17 protein-coding genes are annotated in these 17,232 nt (G+C 32.6%); 11 read left to right on the top strand and 6 right to left on the bottom strand.

Annotated elements, in window-relative coordinates; genetic code table 11:
• Positions 1-140: 140 nt before the first annotated feature.
• The 4 genes from BKH41_RS09220 to fliW form a co-directional block, all read right to left on the bottom strand.
• Positions 141-1,403 (bottom strand): McrC family protein, encoded by a 1,263-nt coding sequence (locus BKH41_RS09220; protein ID WP_095299319.1) that lies wholly within the window; start codon positions 1,401-1,403, stop codon positions 141-143.
• Positions 1,390-3,093: an AAA family ATPase gene (locus BKH41_RS09215; RefSeq protein WP_257875456.1), complete on the bottom strand. Its 1,704-nt coding sequence runs from the start codon at positions 3,091-3,093 to the stop codon at positions 1,390-1,392. Before BKH41_RS09215 ends, BKH41_RS09220 begins: the two co-directional genes overlap by 14 nt.
• A 172-nt stretch (positions 3,094-3,265) precedes the next feature.
• Complete coding sequence (gene murG, locus BKH41_RS09210) at positions 3,266-4,324, bottom strand: undecaprenyldiphospho-muramoylpentapeptide beta-N-acetylglucosaminyltransferase (protein ID WP_095299317.1); 1,059 nt, start codon at positions 4,322-4,324, stop codon at positions 3,266-3,268.
• A gap of 21 nt (positions 4,325-4,345) precedes the next feature.
• Positions 4,346-4,741: a flagellar assembly protein FliW gene (gene fliW, locus BKH41_RS09205; RefSeq protein ID WP_095299321.1), complete on the bottom strand. Its 396-nt coding sequence runs from the start codon at positions 4,739-4,741 to the stop codon at positions 4,346-4,348.
• Positions 4,742-4,817: 76 nt separating this feature from the next.
• Between fliW and BKH41_RS09200 the strand changes: the two genes are divergently transcribed.
• From BKH41_RS09200 to BKH41_RS09155, 11 genes are all read left to right on the top strand, one after another.
• A complete protein-coding gene (locus tag BKH41_RS09200) occupies positions 4,818-7,496 on the top strand; it encodes a valine--tRNA ligase (protein WP_095299315.1) in 2,679 nt (892 codons plus the stop codon).
• Positions 7,497-7,872: 376 nt separating this feature from the next.
• Positions 7,873-9,477 carry a DNA topoisomerase gene (locus BKH41_RS09195; protein WP_095299313.1) on the top strand — a complete coding sequence of 535 codons (1,605 nt, stop codon included), beginning with the start codon at positions 7,873-7,875 and terminating at the stop codon, positions 9,475-9,477.
• A gap of 216 nt (positions 9,478-9,693) precedes the next feature.
• Positions 9,694-10,128 carry a hypothetical protein gene (locus BKH41_RS09190; RefSeq protein ID WP_095299311.1) on the top strand — a complete coding sequence of 145 codons (435 nt, stop codon included), beginning with the start codon at positions 9,694-9,696 and terminating at the stop codon, positions 10,126-10,128.
• Positions 10,129-10,468: 340 nt separating this feature from the next.
• The gene (locus BKH41_RS09185) at positions 10,469-10,999 is read left to right on the top strand and encodes a hypothetical protein (RefSeq protein WP_095299309.1); all 531 of its coding nucleotides are present in this window, start codon (positions 10,469-10,471) and stop codon (positions 10,997-10,999) included.
• Positions 11,000-11,022: 23 nt separating this feature from the next.
• A complete protein-coding gene (locus tag BKH41_RS09180; RefSeq protein WP_095299307.1) occupies positions 11,023-11,391 on the top strand; it encodes a hypothetical protein in 369 nt (122 codons plus the stop codon).
• The gene (locus BKH41_RS09885) at positions 11,372-11,542 is read left to right on the top strand and encodes a hypothetical protein (RefSeq protein WP_180762804.1); all 171 of its coding nucleotides are present in this window, start codon (positions 11,372-11,374) and stop codon (positions 11,540-11,542) included. The genes BKH41_RS09180 and BKH41_RS09885 overlap by 20 nt, the downstream gene beginning before the upstream one ends.
• A 127-nt stretch (positions 11,543-11,669) precedes the next feature.
• The gene (locus BKH41_RS09175) at positions 11,670-12,089 is read left to right on the top strand and encodes a hypothetical protein (protein ID WP_095299305.1); all 420 of its coding nucleotides are present in this window, start codon (positions 11,670-11,672) and stop codon (positions 12,087-12,089) included.
• Positions 12,086-12,421, top strand: a complete 336-nt coding sequence (locus BKH41_RS09880) for a hypothetical protein (protein ID WP_095299303.1) — start codon at positions 12,086-12,088, stop codon at positions 12,419-12,421. The genes BKH41_RS09175 and BKH41_RS09880 overlap by 4 nt, the downstream gene beginning before the upstream one ends.
• Entirely contained in the window at positions 12,411-13,121 is a 711-nt protein-coding gene (locus BKH41_RS09165; protein WP_180762803.1) for a type IV secretion system protein, read from the top strand. The genes BKH41_RS09880 and BKH41_RS09165 overlap by 11 nt, the downstream gene beginning before the upstream one ends.
• A gap of 11 nt (positions 13,122-13,132) precedes the next feature.
• Positions 13,133-13,819 carry a hypothetical protein gene (locus BKH41_RS09160; RefSeq protein ID WP_257875455.1) on the top strand — a complete coding sequence of 229 codons (687 nt, stop codon included), beginning with the start codon at positions 13,133-13,135 and terminating at the stop codon, positions 13,817-13,819.
• Positions 13,816-14,835, top strand: a complete 1,020-nt coding sequence (locus BKH41_RS09155; RefSeq protein WP_095299299.1) for a TrbG/VirB9 family P-type conjugative transfer protein — start codon at positions 13,816-13,818, stop codon at positions 14,833-14,835. Before BKH41_RS09160 ends, BKH41_RS09155 begins: the two co-directional genes overlap by 4 nt.
• A gap of 42 nt (positions 14,836-14,877) precedes the next feature.
• Here BKH41_RS09155 and BKH41_RS09150 read toward each other — a convergent pair whose 3' ends face one another.
• Together BKH41_RS09150 and BKH41_RS09145 are read right to left on the bottom strand one after the other, a co-directional pair.
• The gene (locus tag BKH41_RS09150) at positions 14,878-15,261 is read right to left on the bottom strand and encodes a hypothetical protein (protein WP_095299297.1); all 384 of its coding nucleotides are present in this window, start codon (positions 15,259-15,261) and stop codon (positions 14,878-14,880) included.
• 583 nt (positions 15,262-15,844) lie between these two features.
• A complete protein-coding gene (locus BKH41_RS09145) occupies positions 15,845-17,098 on the bottom strand; it encodes a toprim domain-containing protein (protein ID WP_095299295.1) in 1,254 nt (417 codons plus the stop codon).
• Positions 17,099-17,232: the final 134 nt, after the last annotated feature.

The following is a 17,232-nucleotide window of genomic DNA, read 5'->3' as shown; positions in this document are numbered from 1 at the left end:
CTCTTTTAGAAATACTATCTTCTATATCTTAGAAATACCATCTTCTATTCTATTGAAGCATTGCTTTTATATCTATTAAGAATAAAATTTTTTTACAAATGGGGTGGAAATGTTGTTGTGGTTTATAAGTTTAACTTCATTTATAATTTTAAATGCTCTTTTAATTGATTTTCAAGCATTTTTTCTCTCAAATCAATAAAAATAATATCCAAGAAAGGTTCAAAATCATTATTTTTAAAATCGTGTTCGAATTTTTTATAAATGCCTTGGGTTTCACTTACTTTGGGATAAATTAAGACTGCTTTTTTGCTTTTATATCGACTGGCATATGCCCACATTTGATAGATATCTGCTACAGATATATTTTTTTGAATCTGATCTGACAGCAATTTCCATTTGGTATCAAAAATAATGATTTTTTCTCCATTAGTCGCCACAATATCTGGGCGCAAAGCACACCATTTATCTTCCAATAAGTATTTACTGCGATCTTGGGAAACAATCGTCCAATCTTTAGGAGAAACTTGTTTGAAACAATGCGCGACATAAGATTCAAAAAGTTTATTCATATCAAACAAAAGAGCCATACTCACATTATTTCCAGCATAAAGAGTAAAAACTTGTTTCTTTAAGAACACTCTGCAATAAGCAAGAATTGCTTCATAATGCCTCAAACTTCTGTTTTGGAAACAACATCCAAAATCTCTCTCAATATTTTTACTCAAGGGTATGGAATCAAAAATGAAACGGCATCGTCTCAAAAGACTTTCTAAATCTGTGCTTAAAGATATTTTTGAGAGAAAATCAAGGACAGAAACAATGAGCCGATTTTGAGGAATATTGGGTATATGTTCATCGCTTTGAGTCCAAAATCTTTCTTGATGGATTAAATTGTGTTTAATATGTTCATTGAAAATTATTTTTCCCTTGAAACAAAATCGATTTTCTTCCACGCACTCATAAGAAGATTTGAGTCCTTTTTTAATAAGCCTCATCAGTTCATCTAAAAACATTTGTACAAAAATCTCCAAAAGTGAGGATTGCGTGGTTTTTAAACTTGAAATACGGGTGGTTTTAAACGGGGAATTTTTCAAGGTTTTTAACATTTGCAGCAATAATTCTTTGGATTTTTCTTTATTCTCTTGGTCGTTTTGTGCAATCTTAGGTAAAATCTCCAAAGAAAACCCGCTTTTAGTCTGGATCAGCCCGACATAATTTACAGCTTTAAGGTACCTACCTCCTTTAACGGGAATTAAAAAGTTTTGATTTTCTTCATAGAGGGCAAAATCTTTAAGTTCATCAAATATTTTTTGGGCTTTGTTTTTGTTGCCCACATCAATATCGTCTATTCCAAATTTCTGCCATTCTGTGATTTGGAGAATGTATTTATTATTCTTGTTCATTGTCTTTAAAATCTAATTCTTGATAAATTTTGATATAGGTTGCAGGATCGTCCCAGATTCCATCCTTAAAATCTTTGATTTTGTAAATAATTTTTTCAATATCAATCATTAAATCTTTATTTAAATTTCTAAAAAGATTTTCTTTAGTTTCTATTTTTTCTATCATCCCATTTCCACCCAAAACAGCATCTATCTTGGCATAATCTTCATAAAAATATTCTTGTAACAACGGAATGATTTTATGTTGAAAAATATTTTTCAAATTTTTTGTATCTTTTAAACTTTCTACGCCTATAAAAAAGGTATGCCCGATGGTATGTTCCCTATCATAGAGAAATTCGATACGCGCATTGATGGTTTTTAACATTTCTTTTAGCTTGATATTTTCTATGACTTTATCCAATTTTTCGACATCAGGCATCATTTCAACAAAATCAAACCTCCTACGCAAAGCTGTATCCATCAAAGCAATGCTTCGATCAGCCGTATTCATCGTGCCAATAATATAAACATTTTTAGGCACTCCAAATTTTTCCCTACTATAGGGCAAACTCAAGTACAATGCGTCATTTTCTCCTACGCGTTTGGTGGGTTCTAATAATGTGATGAGTTCGCCAAAAATCTTAGAAATATTCCCTCGATTGATTTCATCAATAATCAGAATATAAGGTTTTAATGAAATGCTTTCATTTTGCGTTTTGATTGGTTGTTGAAAATCTTTTTTTTCAAATTCTTGTAGTTTTTTATATAAAGCAAAATAATAAATAGCATTTCCATGTCTATGCCTTTTTGATTCATAGGTCGGCTTGACATCATTAGGACTTTTGATTTTACCTGCCTTAAAATCTTCATAATCTCTTTTTAAAATATCGGTTGTAAGTCTCTGATTATTGACAGACCCTCCCGTTATAAATGATTTTGTCTCTGTATCAGATCTTCGAATATCTTTTATTTTTACCTTATCTTTAAAAAAAAAGTCCTCCTCTTTATCAAGCCTTTCTCTGATGTAATCACTAAAAGCCTCAATCAATTCTTCTAAGTTCAAATTCTGATTGGATGCCTTATTTTCTTCTAGACTACCTTTATAATTTTCCATTGCTCTTTTGGCAATCTCTTTAAAAATACCATCTCTAATTTCGTAATTCAGATTGCCTTCCTCATTAATTTCAGGATGAATACCCTCTACAAATTCTTCATACCCATAGCTCTGATGAAAAGTAACAAATTCAATCTGCCCATCTTTTCTGCATTTATCAAATATCTTTTTTGCTTCCGCTCTGCTTTGAAAATTTTTTCCTAAAATCTCCAAAGCTTTTTCAATCGTTGCATATGTCTTGCCTGTCCCAGGAGGTCCGTATAAAATTTGATTCAAAGGCAACGAAGAATCTAATTCTTGATTGGACTTTATTTGCTTATAAGAATTTTCTGTTTTAGCTTTCAGATATTCTTTATATTTATTAAGACTCGCAGAAGGCCCACCTCCACCCCAGCTCTTCCTGTCGGGCGGAGAATTCCATTCTGTAAGTTCTTTAATGCCCCCTTTTTTATGATATTTATAAATAAAATCAATCTTTTCAGGTTGTGCCAATAAAAATAAAGACTTTTCCTTATCCAATATTCCCAATTCTACAAATTTTTTCGGAATTTCTTCTTTTAATGTGCCTGCATAATCTTTCAGTACTCTTTTCACTTTTTTAACATTAGAAAAATTATTTCAATTTTCTAAAAACTCTCTTTCTCTCTGTTCTGCTCCTGCCTCATCAATCTCACACTCTAAATCTTCCCCGCCAACCCCACTGAACCTAAAAATAATTGTATCCATTGATACTCCTTCTATAGAATTCTTAAAAATCGCTAACCTATCAATATTCCAAAATTCGTTTTGCGATTTCATCAGCTCCATCAGGACGGATTTTTTCCTGCAATTTAGAGCTTATTTTGGAAATATTTTTCATTCCAGTTTCATCTGTTTCTTCAAGCCTATCGATAAAATCAAACAAAACCTCTGCACAAAGATCATTTTGACGCACAATAATACCAAGCTCTTCTTTTTCAAACTCTAAAGCATTGTAGTATTGATGATCTTTGAGTGCATAAGGATAAGGCACAAAAATCGCATTCAATCCATTTGCACACAATTCCCAAACTGTACTTGCTCCTGCCCTACCCACACACAAATCTGCTTTTGTCATCAAATCAACCAAATCTTTGCTAAAATCAAAAAGATTAATAGAATCTGCTATCTCAAGTTTTTCATAAATATCTCGAACTCTTTTCAAATCGTTTCTTCCACACTGATGAATGATCTGAATCCCTCTTTTTAAAAGCCCCTTAGCACATAAAAGTGCAAAATCATTTAAGGCTTTTGCACCTTGTGAGCCTCCCAAAAAAATCACACATTTTATTTCATTCCTGATTCGAGAATGCTTAAAAAATTCATTTCTAATAGGATAAAAAGTCTTGACATAATTCTTTCCTAAATGGGAAAAACTACCAAAAACATTTTTTGCAAAGGGACTCAAAAGTTTATTTAAAGTGCCTTTGATAGCATTTTGTTCGTGGATAAAAAAGGGAATCCTCAAAAAAACTGCCGCAAAGCTTGCTGGGGCTGCAGAAAATCCTCCCACGCTAAGTACTCTTTGAATTTGGCAGGTTTTAAGAATTTTTCTTGCTTCTTTAATGGCAACTAACTGTTTAAAAATAGCTCCAAACAATCCCAAACCTTTTTTATTCACCACGCCTGAAGTCTTAAGAAAATAGCATTTTTCAAATAAATCATTATCTTCAAACCAATCTCTATCCTGTCCGCTTATCGAACCGATATAAAAAAGCTTATTGCCTTTGAGTTTTAAAGTCTCACCTAATGCTTTAGCAATTGCTAAATGTCCCCCAGTTCCCCCGCCTGTAATCGCAATATTCATAAATCACACCCTTAAAATTATCTATGCACCCACTTCTTGCTTGATAAAAGACTTCAACGTATCTCTAAAACCAAAATCAGGATAATCCATCATCGAAAGAGCAATTTGAGCAGCAGTATGGTTTTGAGGATTAAAAATCAAAGGAGCTAAAAAATTCACCATCGAATCTTGTAAATCTTTTTGCAAAATAACCACACAATAAACCTCTACTTTAGAATCTTTATCCAACTCTAAAAGCAATTCGACATATTTAGGAACGGTAAAAGAATATTCCCTCAACACATAAGGATTTACCAGCGCCATATTCAACCCCCCATCAGGACTACTCATTTTACTGAACATTTCATCAATTTTTTCAAGATGTACCTGCAAAACATTTTCAAAACCCAAAATAGGCGCTTTTAAATCATATAGCATATTTTCTCCTGCAATTATTTGCTTTTTTGTATAATTCAAAAAGCAAAACCTATACCAAATTTTTTAAGGACACCTGATGGGTACAGACTCAAAAATAAAATCCTATAGCCCCAAAGAAATCGAAGAAGAAATTTATCAAATCTGCCAAGAACGGGGTTATTTTGAAACCAACGGGAATAAAGACATTCAAAAAGAAGATAAACACTTCGCCATTATGATGCCCCCTCCCAATGTTACAGGCGTCTTGCATATTGGACACGCACTCACACTCACACTTCAAGATATTCTAACCCGATTCAAACGAATGGATGGGTATAAGACCCTTTATCAACCTGGACTTGATCACGCTGGCATTGCCACTCAAAACATTGTCGAAAAACAGCTTTTATCAAACGGTATCAAAAAAGAAGAAATCGGTAGAGAAGCTTTTGTTCAAAAAATTTGGGAATGGAAAGAAAAAAGTGGAGGAGTGATTTTTTCACAAATGCAACGACTTGGTATCTCGCCGGCTTGGTCACGCTCAAGATTTACAATGGATGAGGGGCTGAAAAATGCCGTCAAAAAAGCATTTGTAACTTGGTATGAAAAAGGACTCATCGTTCAAGATAATTATATGGTCAATTGGTGCACCCACGATGGAGCGCTTTCAGATATTGAAGTTGAATATGAAGAAAATCTCGGCAAGCTCTATTATCTGAAATATCCCATCAAAGATACTCAAGACTTTCTCATAGTTGCTACCACTCGTCCAGAAACTTATTTTGGAGATACTGCAGTTATGGTTCATCCTGATGATGAACGTTATCAAAAATTTATCGGTAAAAAAGTCCTACTCCCGCTTTTAAATAAAGAAATTCCCGTAATTGCCGACTCTTATGTCGATGCGTCTTTTGGCACAGGTTGCGTCAAAGTTACTCCCGCTCACGATGTAAATGATTATGAAGTGGGCAAAAGACATTGTTTAGATTTTATTGTTGTGTTTGACAAATTTGGGATCCTCAATGAACACGCTCAAGAATTCAAAGGACTTGAACGGCTTGCTGCAAGAGAAAAAATCGTCGCAAAACTCCAAAATGAAGGATTCATAGAAAAAATACAAGATTATGCCAACCAAGTAGGCAAATGCTACCGATGCGGGAATATCATCGAACCTTACATCTCAAAACAATGGTTTGTAAAAGCGCAAGTCGCACAAGGAGCCATTGAAAAAGTCAATCAAAATTTGCTCTCTTTTTATCCGACGCAATGGAAAAATAACTACAACGCTTGGATGAGGGATTTGAAAGATTGGTGCATCAGTCGCCAACTATGGTGGGGGCATCGAATCCCTGTTTGGACTTGCGAATGTTCCCATACTTTCGCAAGTGAAGAAGATTCTCCTGCAAAATGCCCAAAATGTGGAAGCAAAAAACTAGTGCAAGATCCTGATGTGCTAGATACTTGGTTTAGCTCAGGTCTTTGGGCTTTTAGTACTTTAGGATGGGGAAATGGAAATTTTGGCGAGGGGGAAAAATGGCAAAAAAATGATTTGAGAGATTTTTATCCCAATACTGCCCTAATCACGGGATTTGATATTTTATTTTTTTGGGTGGCAAGAATGCTTTTAAGCGGGGAATCCTTGCTTGGGAAGCTTCCATTTAAAGACATTTATTTGCACGCACTAGTTCGCGATGAAAACGGCGCAAAAATGAGCAAATCCAAAGGAAATGTGATCGATCCCTTAGAAATGATAGAAAAATACGGGGCGGATGCACTCAGATTTACCCTCGCAATGCTTTGTGTTCAAGGGCGTGATATCAAATTATCTTCTTCAGCGATTGAAATTTCAAAAAATTTTGCTAACAAGCTTTTTAATGCAGTCAATTTTTTAATGATGTATTTAGAGCAATTAAATGGAGAAGAAGCATTAAAAAAAGGTTTTGAAGATAAAAAGAAGCTAAAAGATTATCAAACCTCTCTAGGAAAATATGCTAAATCAAGACTCAATGCTACAACCAAAGAAATCAGAAACGCCCTTGAAACCTACCGATTCAATGATGGAGCAAACACTCTTTATCGATTCTTGTGGGGAGAATTTTGCGATTGGTTCATTGAGTTTGGCAAGGCAGATAAATATTCTATTTATGAACTTGGAAGCGTGCTAAAAGATGCCTTAAAACTTCTCCATCCATATATGCCATTTTTAAGCGAACATCTCTGGCATAAGCTCAATGCCTCCTCTTTGCAAGATTCTATTTCAATTATGATTTGCTCTTATCCTGATGAAACCATTCAAGATAAAGATTTGGAAATGGAATTTGAGATCATCAAGGATTCTATCATCTCACTCAGAAGAGCAAAGATGATTTTAGATATCGGAAATAAAGAAATTCCAAAAGCTTTCATAGAACTCAATCAGAATAAAAAAATCCGAGATGAAAAACTTTTGCAAACTTTCAGCTCCAAGCTTGCTAAAGTTCAAAATATAGAAATCACAACCCAAAAACCACCAAAATGCGTCACAGATGTGAGTCTTTATTGCCAAACCCATCTTAGTCTTGAAGGACTTGATCTCACGCCTATGCTAAAACGCTTGGAAGCTCAAAAACAAAAATTGGAAAAAGAAATTTCTAAATTGCAGGCTATGCTTAGCAATGAAAAGTTCTGCCAAAATGCTCCTAAAGAAGTATTGGAAGAAACAAGAAAAAATTTAGATGAACTCAACGAAAAAATATCAAAAGTCAATCAAGAACTAGAGTCTTTTAATACGAACTAAAGAGGTCTCTAATTTTGAGATATTTTAAAGTCTATCTAATCAATCCGAAGTGTTATTGCAATAGATATGCATTCTGATTTTTCAACCTGAAAAACAAACATCATTTGCTTTAATAATTTCTTGGTCTTTTATCCTGTTTTAGCAATCGCAATGCCTTCAGATAAAAGAATTGATAATCCTTAATAGGATTATCAATTCTGATTAAAAGAGGAAATCAGAGGGAGTAAGGTTTAGGGCAATAGCATACATTACAAAAAGATAATCCAAACAATCAAATCAAAAATGAATCCAAAAAGGGTTTTAGGCAGTTATTAAATTCTTCTATGATAAAATTACACTATCCCATTTTAGGGACTTATAGGAGTTTTAGGCAGTTATTAAATTCTTCTATGATAAAATCCTTAGTCTTATTGTAAGCAGAGAGAAAGAACTGGAAACTTTCAATAAACTGAAACCCGAAGAGAGAATCTCTTATGGAGTCAATGCCGAAATATTGATAAATGAGAATCTTTTAACTTTAAAATATATGCGAGAAGGAGGAGTAAATAACGGAGATAAAGACGATAAAGGAGATAGAGAGACAGAGGAAGAAAGCAATATAGAGGACAACAACAAAGCAAAAGAAATCAAATTAATAGAGGGGAGATTCAATACCAAAGAAGAAGCCCTTAATCTCATCAATTCTTTGACTTCAAATCAATTTGCCCTCTTAAAAAACATTGAAATTAAACAAGTCCAATCAGCACCCCCTAAACCTTTTACAACCTCAAAGCTTTTAAAAGCGGGGTCCAAAGAATTGAATATCTCAACCAAAGAAGTCCAAGACTTAGCACAAAAATTATTTGAAGCAGGACTCATTACTTATATACGAACCGACAGCGAGTTTATCTCTAAAGAGTACTTGGAAGAACATAAAAACTTTTATCAAGGCATTTATCCCGATTTTTATGAATACAAAGAATATTCTGCAGGAAAAAACTCTCAAGCAGAAGCACACGAAGCTATCAGAATCACACACCCTCATAAATTTGAAGACCTGATTGATGTGTGTAAAAAAGAAAAAATAACAACAGATAATGCAATCGCTCTTTATAGGACTATATTCATAAATACTATAGTTTCTCAAAGCAAAAATGCTGTCTATGAGAATATCAGTTTGCACTTTAAAATCAAAATGAGTGATTTTAAAGTGAGTATGAATAATCTGATTTATGAGGGTTATTTAAAACTTTTGGAAGAATTTAATGCCGGAAACAAAAAAAGTCATACTTCAAGAAGCGAGAATGATTTAAACAATACAGATTCAGACCATCAAGAAAGAGATTCAAAGCAAAAACCAAAAGCCTTCGATAGCTCAAAACTCAAAGAAGGCGAACTCTATCCTTTAAAAACCCTAAAGTTAAGAGAGACTCCCAAAAGCCCTCCCAAAAGATTTTTAGAATCTGATTTTATTGAAGTACTGGAGAAAAAAGGAATCGGAAGACCCAGTACTTATGCAAGTTATCTCCCAATTCTGCTCAATAAAGAATATATCAATATTGATGGCAAAAAAAGAGAAATCAGCCCAAGTATTAAAGGAATCAACGTGATTGATTTTTTCCACAACGATTCAAACTCTTGGATACTCGACTTAAATTTCACCAAAGATATGGAAAAAAAGCTAGACCTCATTACCGAAAAGAAAGAAAGTTACATTGCATTTATGCAAGAAATCAATTCTAAACTCAATGGAGTGAGTTTTCAATCTTATGTAAAAAGTTCGGAAACAAAGAAAGAAAAGAAACTCATACCTGCGAGTACTAAACAAATTGAGTTTTGTAAAGCCATTGCAGAGAAGCTCAAAATCTCTTTACCCAAAAATCTGGAAATCGATTGTTATGTTGCAAAGGATTTTATCGATAAGCATATAAAAGCTTTTAATGCTAAAAAATATCGAGAAAAAGAAGAATCGGAGAAAGAAAACACAGGAGGTGCAAAGTGAATAGAATTCAAAAAGGAGAAAAAAAAAAAAGAGAAATAAAAACCTCAAAACCTTTTCAAAACAATAGGAAACATTTAAAAAATAATAACAAAACGACTTGATTTTAAGTGAGATATTTAAGGGAAAAAAAGTGCTATAAAATGCCTATTTTAGGAATTTTCAAGAGTCTGTTAGTGTTAAAATATACCCATCAAAAGAAAAGTAAGGAGCATTTAAATGGAAAATAAAATAGAAAAGATAGCATTAAAAGATACACCTCTAAAGTTTCAAAAAAGGTTTGAAGATTTTAGAAACACATTAAAACACAATAATCAATTGTTAAAAGAAGTTATTCGTGTGGCAGAGAATTATTTGAATTACAACGAAACATTACAAAAACTCATTTTAGGAGAGATTAATCCGCCTGATATCAAAACATTTGAAGACTTAAAGTTTGAAGTTTATGATTTAAATGATTCATTAGAGTTTTCAAAAAAAGGAGCTATTTTTACCAAAATCACTAATAAAGTCAAAAGAGTTGATATCGCAGGCAGAACTCTTTTGGATTTAATGCATATTGACTACAGAAAATACCAAATCTATTACTCTGCTGTTGGTTTTCCTAAAACTTTGGAAGAGGCATTACAGGAAGAGGAAATATTGAAAAAATAAAGGAGCTTCAATTAAAAGAAGGAGGGATTAAATTTCTGTAAGCAATTAAATAAAAATGGCACACCGCAAGAGGTTGCTTTTATAAAGTTTTTAAAACAGATGGAAGAGCTTGCTTAAAGCTTTTCATCATAATCAAGATAATTTAATACAAAGGATTAAAAATGGAAAAAAACCTAAATTTAGAGAATGTTATGCCTTATCAAATCGATTTATAAGATTTAGCAAGGTTTGATGAAGAAATGAGAGAAAAAGAAAGAAAAGAGCTTCAAGAGTTTTAGGCAGTTATTAAATTCTTCTATGGTAAAATTCAAAAAAGACCATTTTATTCACTACAGAAACGATGAGAAAAAAATATTCCCGATTTATCTCTGTCAAATCATATAAAACTGATTTGATTGATTCTGGTTTAATCCCTGAAATTTTAAAAGAAAATATGGATCTTTACATAATGTTTCATCTCCAAGCGCTCGATAGAGAAAAAGCGTTTAAAAAAGTTCATGATTCAACTCTAATGGCAGTCAATGAAGAAATTACTTTAAAACTAAAAAGTCTAGAAGATGAAATCAAACAAGAAAAAGAAAATATTTTTTATTTTTATTTCTCAATCTTAATTCAATCAGAATCAAAGGAAGAATTAGACAGGAATTGTAGCATCATTGTAAATTATCTAGAGAATAAAAAAAATCTCTCTGTAGCCAAAGAAAGTTTGAACCTCAAACCTCTATACTTTTCATTTTTCCCTGCCAACGGAAATCTTAACGCAAGAATCAGACAACAAAGCGGATCGATAATCAGTGTTTTGATTAATTTTGAAAATAACATTTTAGGCTTTACAAAAAATTCTTTCGGCAATAAGCCTGTAACCATTTAAAACATCTGAACGGATCGCCATTCTTGTTTAATTTTCACGAAAGTCCAAAAATTAACGAACCAGGTCATACTCTCGTTATCGGCGGAACCGGTTATGGCAAAACAACATTGATGAGTTTTTTGATGATGAATTTGATGAAATACAACTCCATTGATGTCTTTGCGATGGACAAATTAAATGGGATGCACAATTTTACAAACTTTATAGGTGGGGAATACCACAACGTTGAAGATATGAAATTCAATCCTTTTAGCCTCAATGGAGATAGAGAAAATCAGATATTCCTCAAAACTTTTTTTGAAGAGATGGGAGGAATTGCCAAAGAAGAATACGACGAAAAAGCTTCTATTTTCAAAGTAATCGAGAGGCTTTATGCTGGGGGGTGGCGATAATATCCGATTTAAAGACTTTTTTGACAGCTTAGAGCCGATAGAGGGGTTAAAAATCAGATATGAAAGCTACCTTGAAAGTCTGTTTGACAATAACGAGGATGCATTGAATTTCTCAAAAAACTCTCCGTTATTAATATGGATTCGATCTTAAAAGATTCTGAACTATCATCATTAAGCGCCTTTTATATATTCCACAAACTAAAAAAGATTCATAAAGACGCTGCTAGAGGATTTTTTATTTGGATTGATGAGCTTAAAGACTTTTAAATCATCAAAGAATGGCGAGTCTGATTTTGGAAAATATCTTGGAAGCGAGAAAAATAGGTGGGGTTGTAACGATGGGAGTGCAAAATATAGACTTTTTTGAACATATCCCAATGAAAGGATCTTTTTTGGAGAATATGAGCAATTTTATCATATTTCCCACGACACAATCTGAAGTCTTAAAGAGTTTGGAAGAAAAATTAAAACTCACAACCACAGAGCTTAGATTTTTAAGCAATACGTCCAAAAAAGACAGAAAGATTCTACTCAAAACCAAAGCTAACGGCTCACAAATTCTTGATGTTAATTTGGAGCGTTTGGGTCCATACCTCAAGGTTTTTAACTCCGACTCCATCAATGTTAATCATATGAAAGAAATAATCAAAGAACACCCTCAAAGTTGGAGAGATCTCTATTTGAAGGAAGAATTTTGAGCATTACCGAAATCATTTCAAAAATCTTGAGCAAACTTTCGGTTGCGGTGAGTGAAAATATTTTTTATGGCGCGCAAAGGGTTTATACGAATAAGATTTTACTGAGTTTTTTGTTTCTTTTAATGGTTTTTTGGCTTATTGCAAATTTCGATAATGACAATAAAAAAGGAATGATCAAAACCGCTTTTATCTATCTTTCCATATTTGTTTTTGTAGAAGCGATCTTGCAATCAAAAAATGCTTATTTTTTTTGTATTGCAAATATTCGATTTTCCTCGTTTGCTTTTTACCGGAGCAATCAAACTCGGTATGGGAGACAATATGGATACTGATATTATTAAAACCTTGGACGCCGTTCAAAAATCGCTCACAGCGATCAATATTGATGTCGGCAGTTGGGTAAGCGGATTTAACTGGGGGAATGCGATTTTATACGGCTTATTTTGGCTTGGTGGCTGGACATTAACGCTTGTAATTTCTGGAATGGTGATTTTATCCACTTTTGTTTCAATCGTGATTCAAGCCCTTTGCGCAATCGTGTTTCCTACATTAATATGGAGTAAAACAAGGGGTATATTTTTCGCTTGGGGAAAACTTTACATCTCTTTATCTTTGTATGCGCCTTTTGCGATCTTTTGCTCTTTGATTGCCAAAGAAGCCGCTAATTATGCAGCTAACACAACGGCTAATAATTATGAGGGACTTGAAAGCTTTACTTCAATTGTAGCCGTAACTATTCTATATGCTTTCTCAATCTTTATCCTTTTAAAAATTCCAAGTTGGATCAATCAGCTCATCGGAAGCAGCAACGATTCTGATTCAATGGGCGCAGGTAGCGTAATTAAAACCACAGCAGGATTAGCCGGAAATCTTTCTAAAGGGATGGGGCTTGCAAGCAAATTTGGCGGAATGATGATGGGGAATTTGGGTAATTCAATTGGCAAAGGAGCCGCAGGAATTGGAAAAGGAGTTGGCAAAATGATGGAAAATGCAATCAAAAATCCGAGCAATCCGGGGACAATCGGATTTTAAGGGGATAAATAATGGACAAAAAAGAACAAACAGGAATTTACAACGTAACCTTTAATGAAAAGAAAGCAACACCGATACAAACAGATGTTGAGTTGATTGAAAATGCTATTATTGAGTCGGTTGTAATGTATATAAAGGGATATCACAATCCGGAAAGAGACAGAGGTTTAGGAGCCGAACATATTAAACTGCATTTAGATCCTGAGTCAAAAGGTTATATTGCCATAGAAGAATTATTAAATTTGGGCAAAAGCATTCGAGAATATACAAAACTTTTTAAGAAGCCCTTTATTGACAAAAGAGGAGCAAAAGTCTATGAATGGGAAAATCAAGAAAATGTGAGATTTAGGGTTATCGTAGATAAACAGAGGGGAGGGCCACAACTGCCACTCTCCCCCTCTGACAATCAAATTATATCTTTTTATTCTGATCGAAATCTTAATGAGGCAATGCAATTTAAAAATCCCTTGGTAACAAAGCATTACACAGACATTAAGAACAACAAATCTCTAGATTCTCAACTTCAAAAAATTGAAAAAACCTTATCTTCCAAAAGTTCTATTGATCAAAAACAAAAAGCGCTCGATGAGCTTGAGAGATTTTCAAAGAAAGTCTTAAATCAAGATCAAAAAGAAATTGTTCCAAGATTAAAAACGCAGTATGCGGATAAATCAATGAATAGGGGGTTGTCTTTATGATAAGAAAAATTCAGAATTACTGCCGACAATACAATCTCCCATTAAAAATAATGAGAGATCTCCAAAGCTACTGCAAAATTTTGATTAGCTTGATAAGCAAATCAAAAAATGTTACAATGAGCCTTAGAATTGTCGATAGCAATTCAAGGAACTTCATCAGAAACACCTTTTTAAGGCTGTTTAGATTTATCCCTAGAGGCTGCAATCCTCTAGGGACAGCAACCTCAATTACAATTATATCCTATTTAAAAATCTGTATTTTTTTCCCTTTTTTTATAACTATTCTCTTTGCAGAAAGTCCTTTTGAAGGCGAAGACAATACATCAGTTCAAAATCCCACAGATACCGTTAAAAATCAGAACTTGAATGCTATTCAAAATTCATTTTGGTATAAAAATCGCACGGGTAATGAAAATATTCTAAATATTAAATTCGATCCCAAATCATCAAAAACCTATAAAATAAGAACCCGTTCGGCGATGGCCACAACTTTTATTTTTGACAGCGACAAAATTGCTCAAGTTATATTAGGGGATTCTTTAGGTTTTGAAGCCTTAGAGTTGGGTCGTAATAAATATGATCTGTCAAACATATTAGTGGTCAAGCCGAAACTTATTGGTATCGACACTTCTTTAACAATCATTAGCGAAAGCGGCAATATTTATAATTTCTATTTGTTTAGTACAGATTATAAAAATTCAAGAAACCCCACTATTTTAGTCTTTGTCTCTGAAAATAGGACTATTGGAAAGATCAAAGTTGAAAATTTGGAATTAGAGAAAGCCAAAAAGCTTGAAGAAGAGAAATTAGCGCTTCAAAACAAACTCAATAATAAAAAAGAAATATTGATTATTGGTGAAGGGATTGAGAAAATATCCATTGATACCTCTAAAATTCAAAAAGGTTATAACTCTTACCCAAAAAAGAAATGGTATGGAGCCATATCCAAAGATTCGGCTAAACTCAAACCCATTGAAATTTTCAATGATGATAAATACACTTATTTCAAGTTTTAGGCAGTTATTAAATTCTTCTATGGTAAAATATTGGCGATGAGATTAAGTTTGGCAGAACAGTTTTAGGCAGTTATTAAATTCTTCTATGGTAAAATTATAATTTGATTCAATATAAATATTTTCAATTTCTTCGCTCCAACCTTGCTCAATAAACCATTTTTTAGAATCCTCTAAAACATCATCATAAACCAACGCAACCAGATCGATACTTCTATATTCATCCCATTCTCTTCTTGTACTTTCTGCTTGATCTAAAAAAATATTTTTTAGATAACTACAAACATCAACTTCATCTTTTTTAAAAATTTCTGTTTCAAATGCAACTTCCATCGCTTTTTTTAAATCTTGGTATCCGATCGGGCAAACTCTTGCATAAAACTCATCGATTCTATTTTCTAATATTTCTTGATATTCCACTTTTTCCATTTTTTTTCCTTTATTTTCTTTTGATAGGCATATTTTAACACTAACAGACTCTTGAAAGTACCTAAAATAGGCACTTCATTAGCCTTTTTTCCCCTTATAACAGAACATCTTTTAAGCCTTGGAGTCTGGAATTGAAAAGTGAAGATGGAATTGTGGTTGGGTTAGAATGATTGTATTTGATTCTATTTTATTGTATGGTGTGTTATTCTATTTTATTGTGTATTATTTAGAATATTGGTATTGTTGATTATTTTATTGCAGTTTATTTAGATGTTTTCTTTATTTTCTTGATTGATTTGTCGTGTTATAGAATTTTTGATATGAATACAACCTAAAACACGACTGCATTTAAATTCTAAGATTGTCTTTCCCGATACGGGATCTTTTTTTTAGATTGATTCTCATATTATATGGACTCCATTAAAGAAATTAAAGAAATTGACTGATGATAGTACAATTATATTGTTATTTTAACAAATTTGAATCTAAAATATTAATAAAAGAGAAGATTTTAATAACTGCCTAAAATCAGGGGTGGGAATAACAAGGAACTTATTTTATCATAGAATTATTTATGTTTGATTTATAATTCTTTAATTGCTTTATGCTTATTGATTTGATTGAATTTATCTTTAAAATCCTCTTTAAGTGGCTTGTATTTATCGACTTTTCTAAAAATCTCTAAGATAATTTTTCGTTTTTGAGTGTCTGAGCTTGTCTGATAGGAGAGTAATTTTTTTTCTAAAAAATCATTCAAGTTATTATTGTCGAGCTTTTTAATTCCTGTTAATTGGGAGAGTCTTAAATCATCGTTTAAGTCTTTGCAGAAAGATTTATAAACCATTGGAAATCGTTTTGTTTTTTCTAAAATAAATCTTTCAAACTCCTTGCTGAATTCTCTTCCTTTATTGTCATTATCAAAACCTAAAATGATTTTAATGTTAGGATTGAGTGTGTCCATAATTTTTTCTAAGGTTGGTCTGATTCCATTTTCAAAATGAAAATCTCCACAAGTTCCTAATAACATTGTTTCTTTGGGGTTAATGTTTGGAAAAAGTTGCAAAAAACTTAGAGAATCTACAATTGATTCTGTAATTACAATTTGTTTGATATTTTTAGGATCAATTTCATTGGGCTTTAAAATTTCTAAGCCTTTTATACCATAATGGATTTGCTTGAGTGGCTTTTCTTTTGGGGTTCCATCAGCATTCTTGTATAGTGGAAATTTCAATCGTTTTGTATAGCCACATATATTGATTGTTGTTTTTGGTTGGGTTTCTTCCATTGAATTTTGATTTAAGATTTTAGGAATGTTTGTGAGTTTATAATGTGGAAAGCAAACATCATTAAAGTTATCAAGTTTGATGTGATTGCTGTATTCATCGATTAAATTATTGTATAGCCCACGATTCATAAAGAATTCATTATGATTTTTATCATAAGAAGACATAGCATTAAATTTTTTGATGGTTTGTTCATTGTTTAGTTCCGAGTTAAAATATTTTGGGATCAAATGATCTTCCAAATCGGTTTTACCATTTTCATAGTTTTGAATGAGCGTTTTAATATCTATGCCACGATTTCTACAAAAATTAATGATATTGCCCCGATCGTTGCTTCCATCAGTATTAAAATAAAGATAGTGTTCTTCTTTTTTGCAAATCACAAGCTTTTGGTCTTGGTTATAAACGATAGGATTATTCATAGAACTAGAGTTTTTATTGAGTTTAAAACCATTACACAAAAGAATTTTATGTAAGGGGAGTAAAGTTAAATCAGTAAAAGCTCTTGGTGGGGATTGATTTGCATTGTTTTGTCTTAAATCTTGTATAGCCATTGAAATTCCTTACATTCCCATACCAAAATTTGTTTGTTTTTTAGATGTTTTGGCATTCGTTTTAGAATTAGGTTGGGAGTTAGATAGAGTTTGATTGGTTAAGCCACTTTTGAGTTGGATTTCTGCTTTTTTGT

It is taken from the genome of Helicobacter sp. 12S02232-10, from assembly GCF_002272895.1.
Taxonomy (GTDB): domain Bacteria; phylum Campylobacterota; class Campylobacteria; order Campylobacterales; family Helicobacteraceae; genus Helicobacter_J.
The sequence above is the reverse complement of the archived record's forward strand: the minus strand, read 5'-3'. Positions and strand labels throughout refer to the sequence as shown.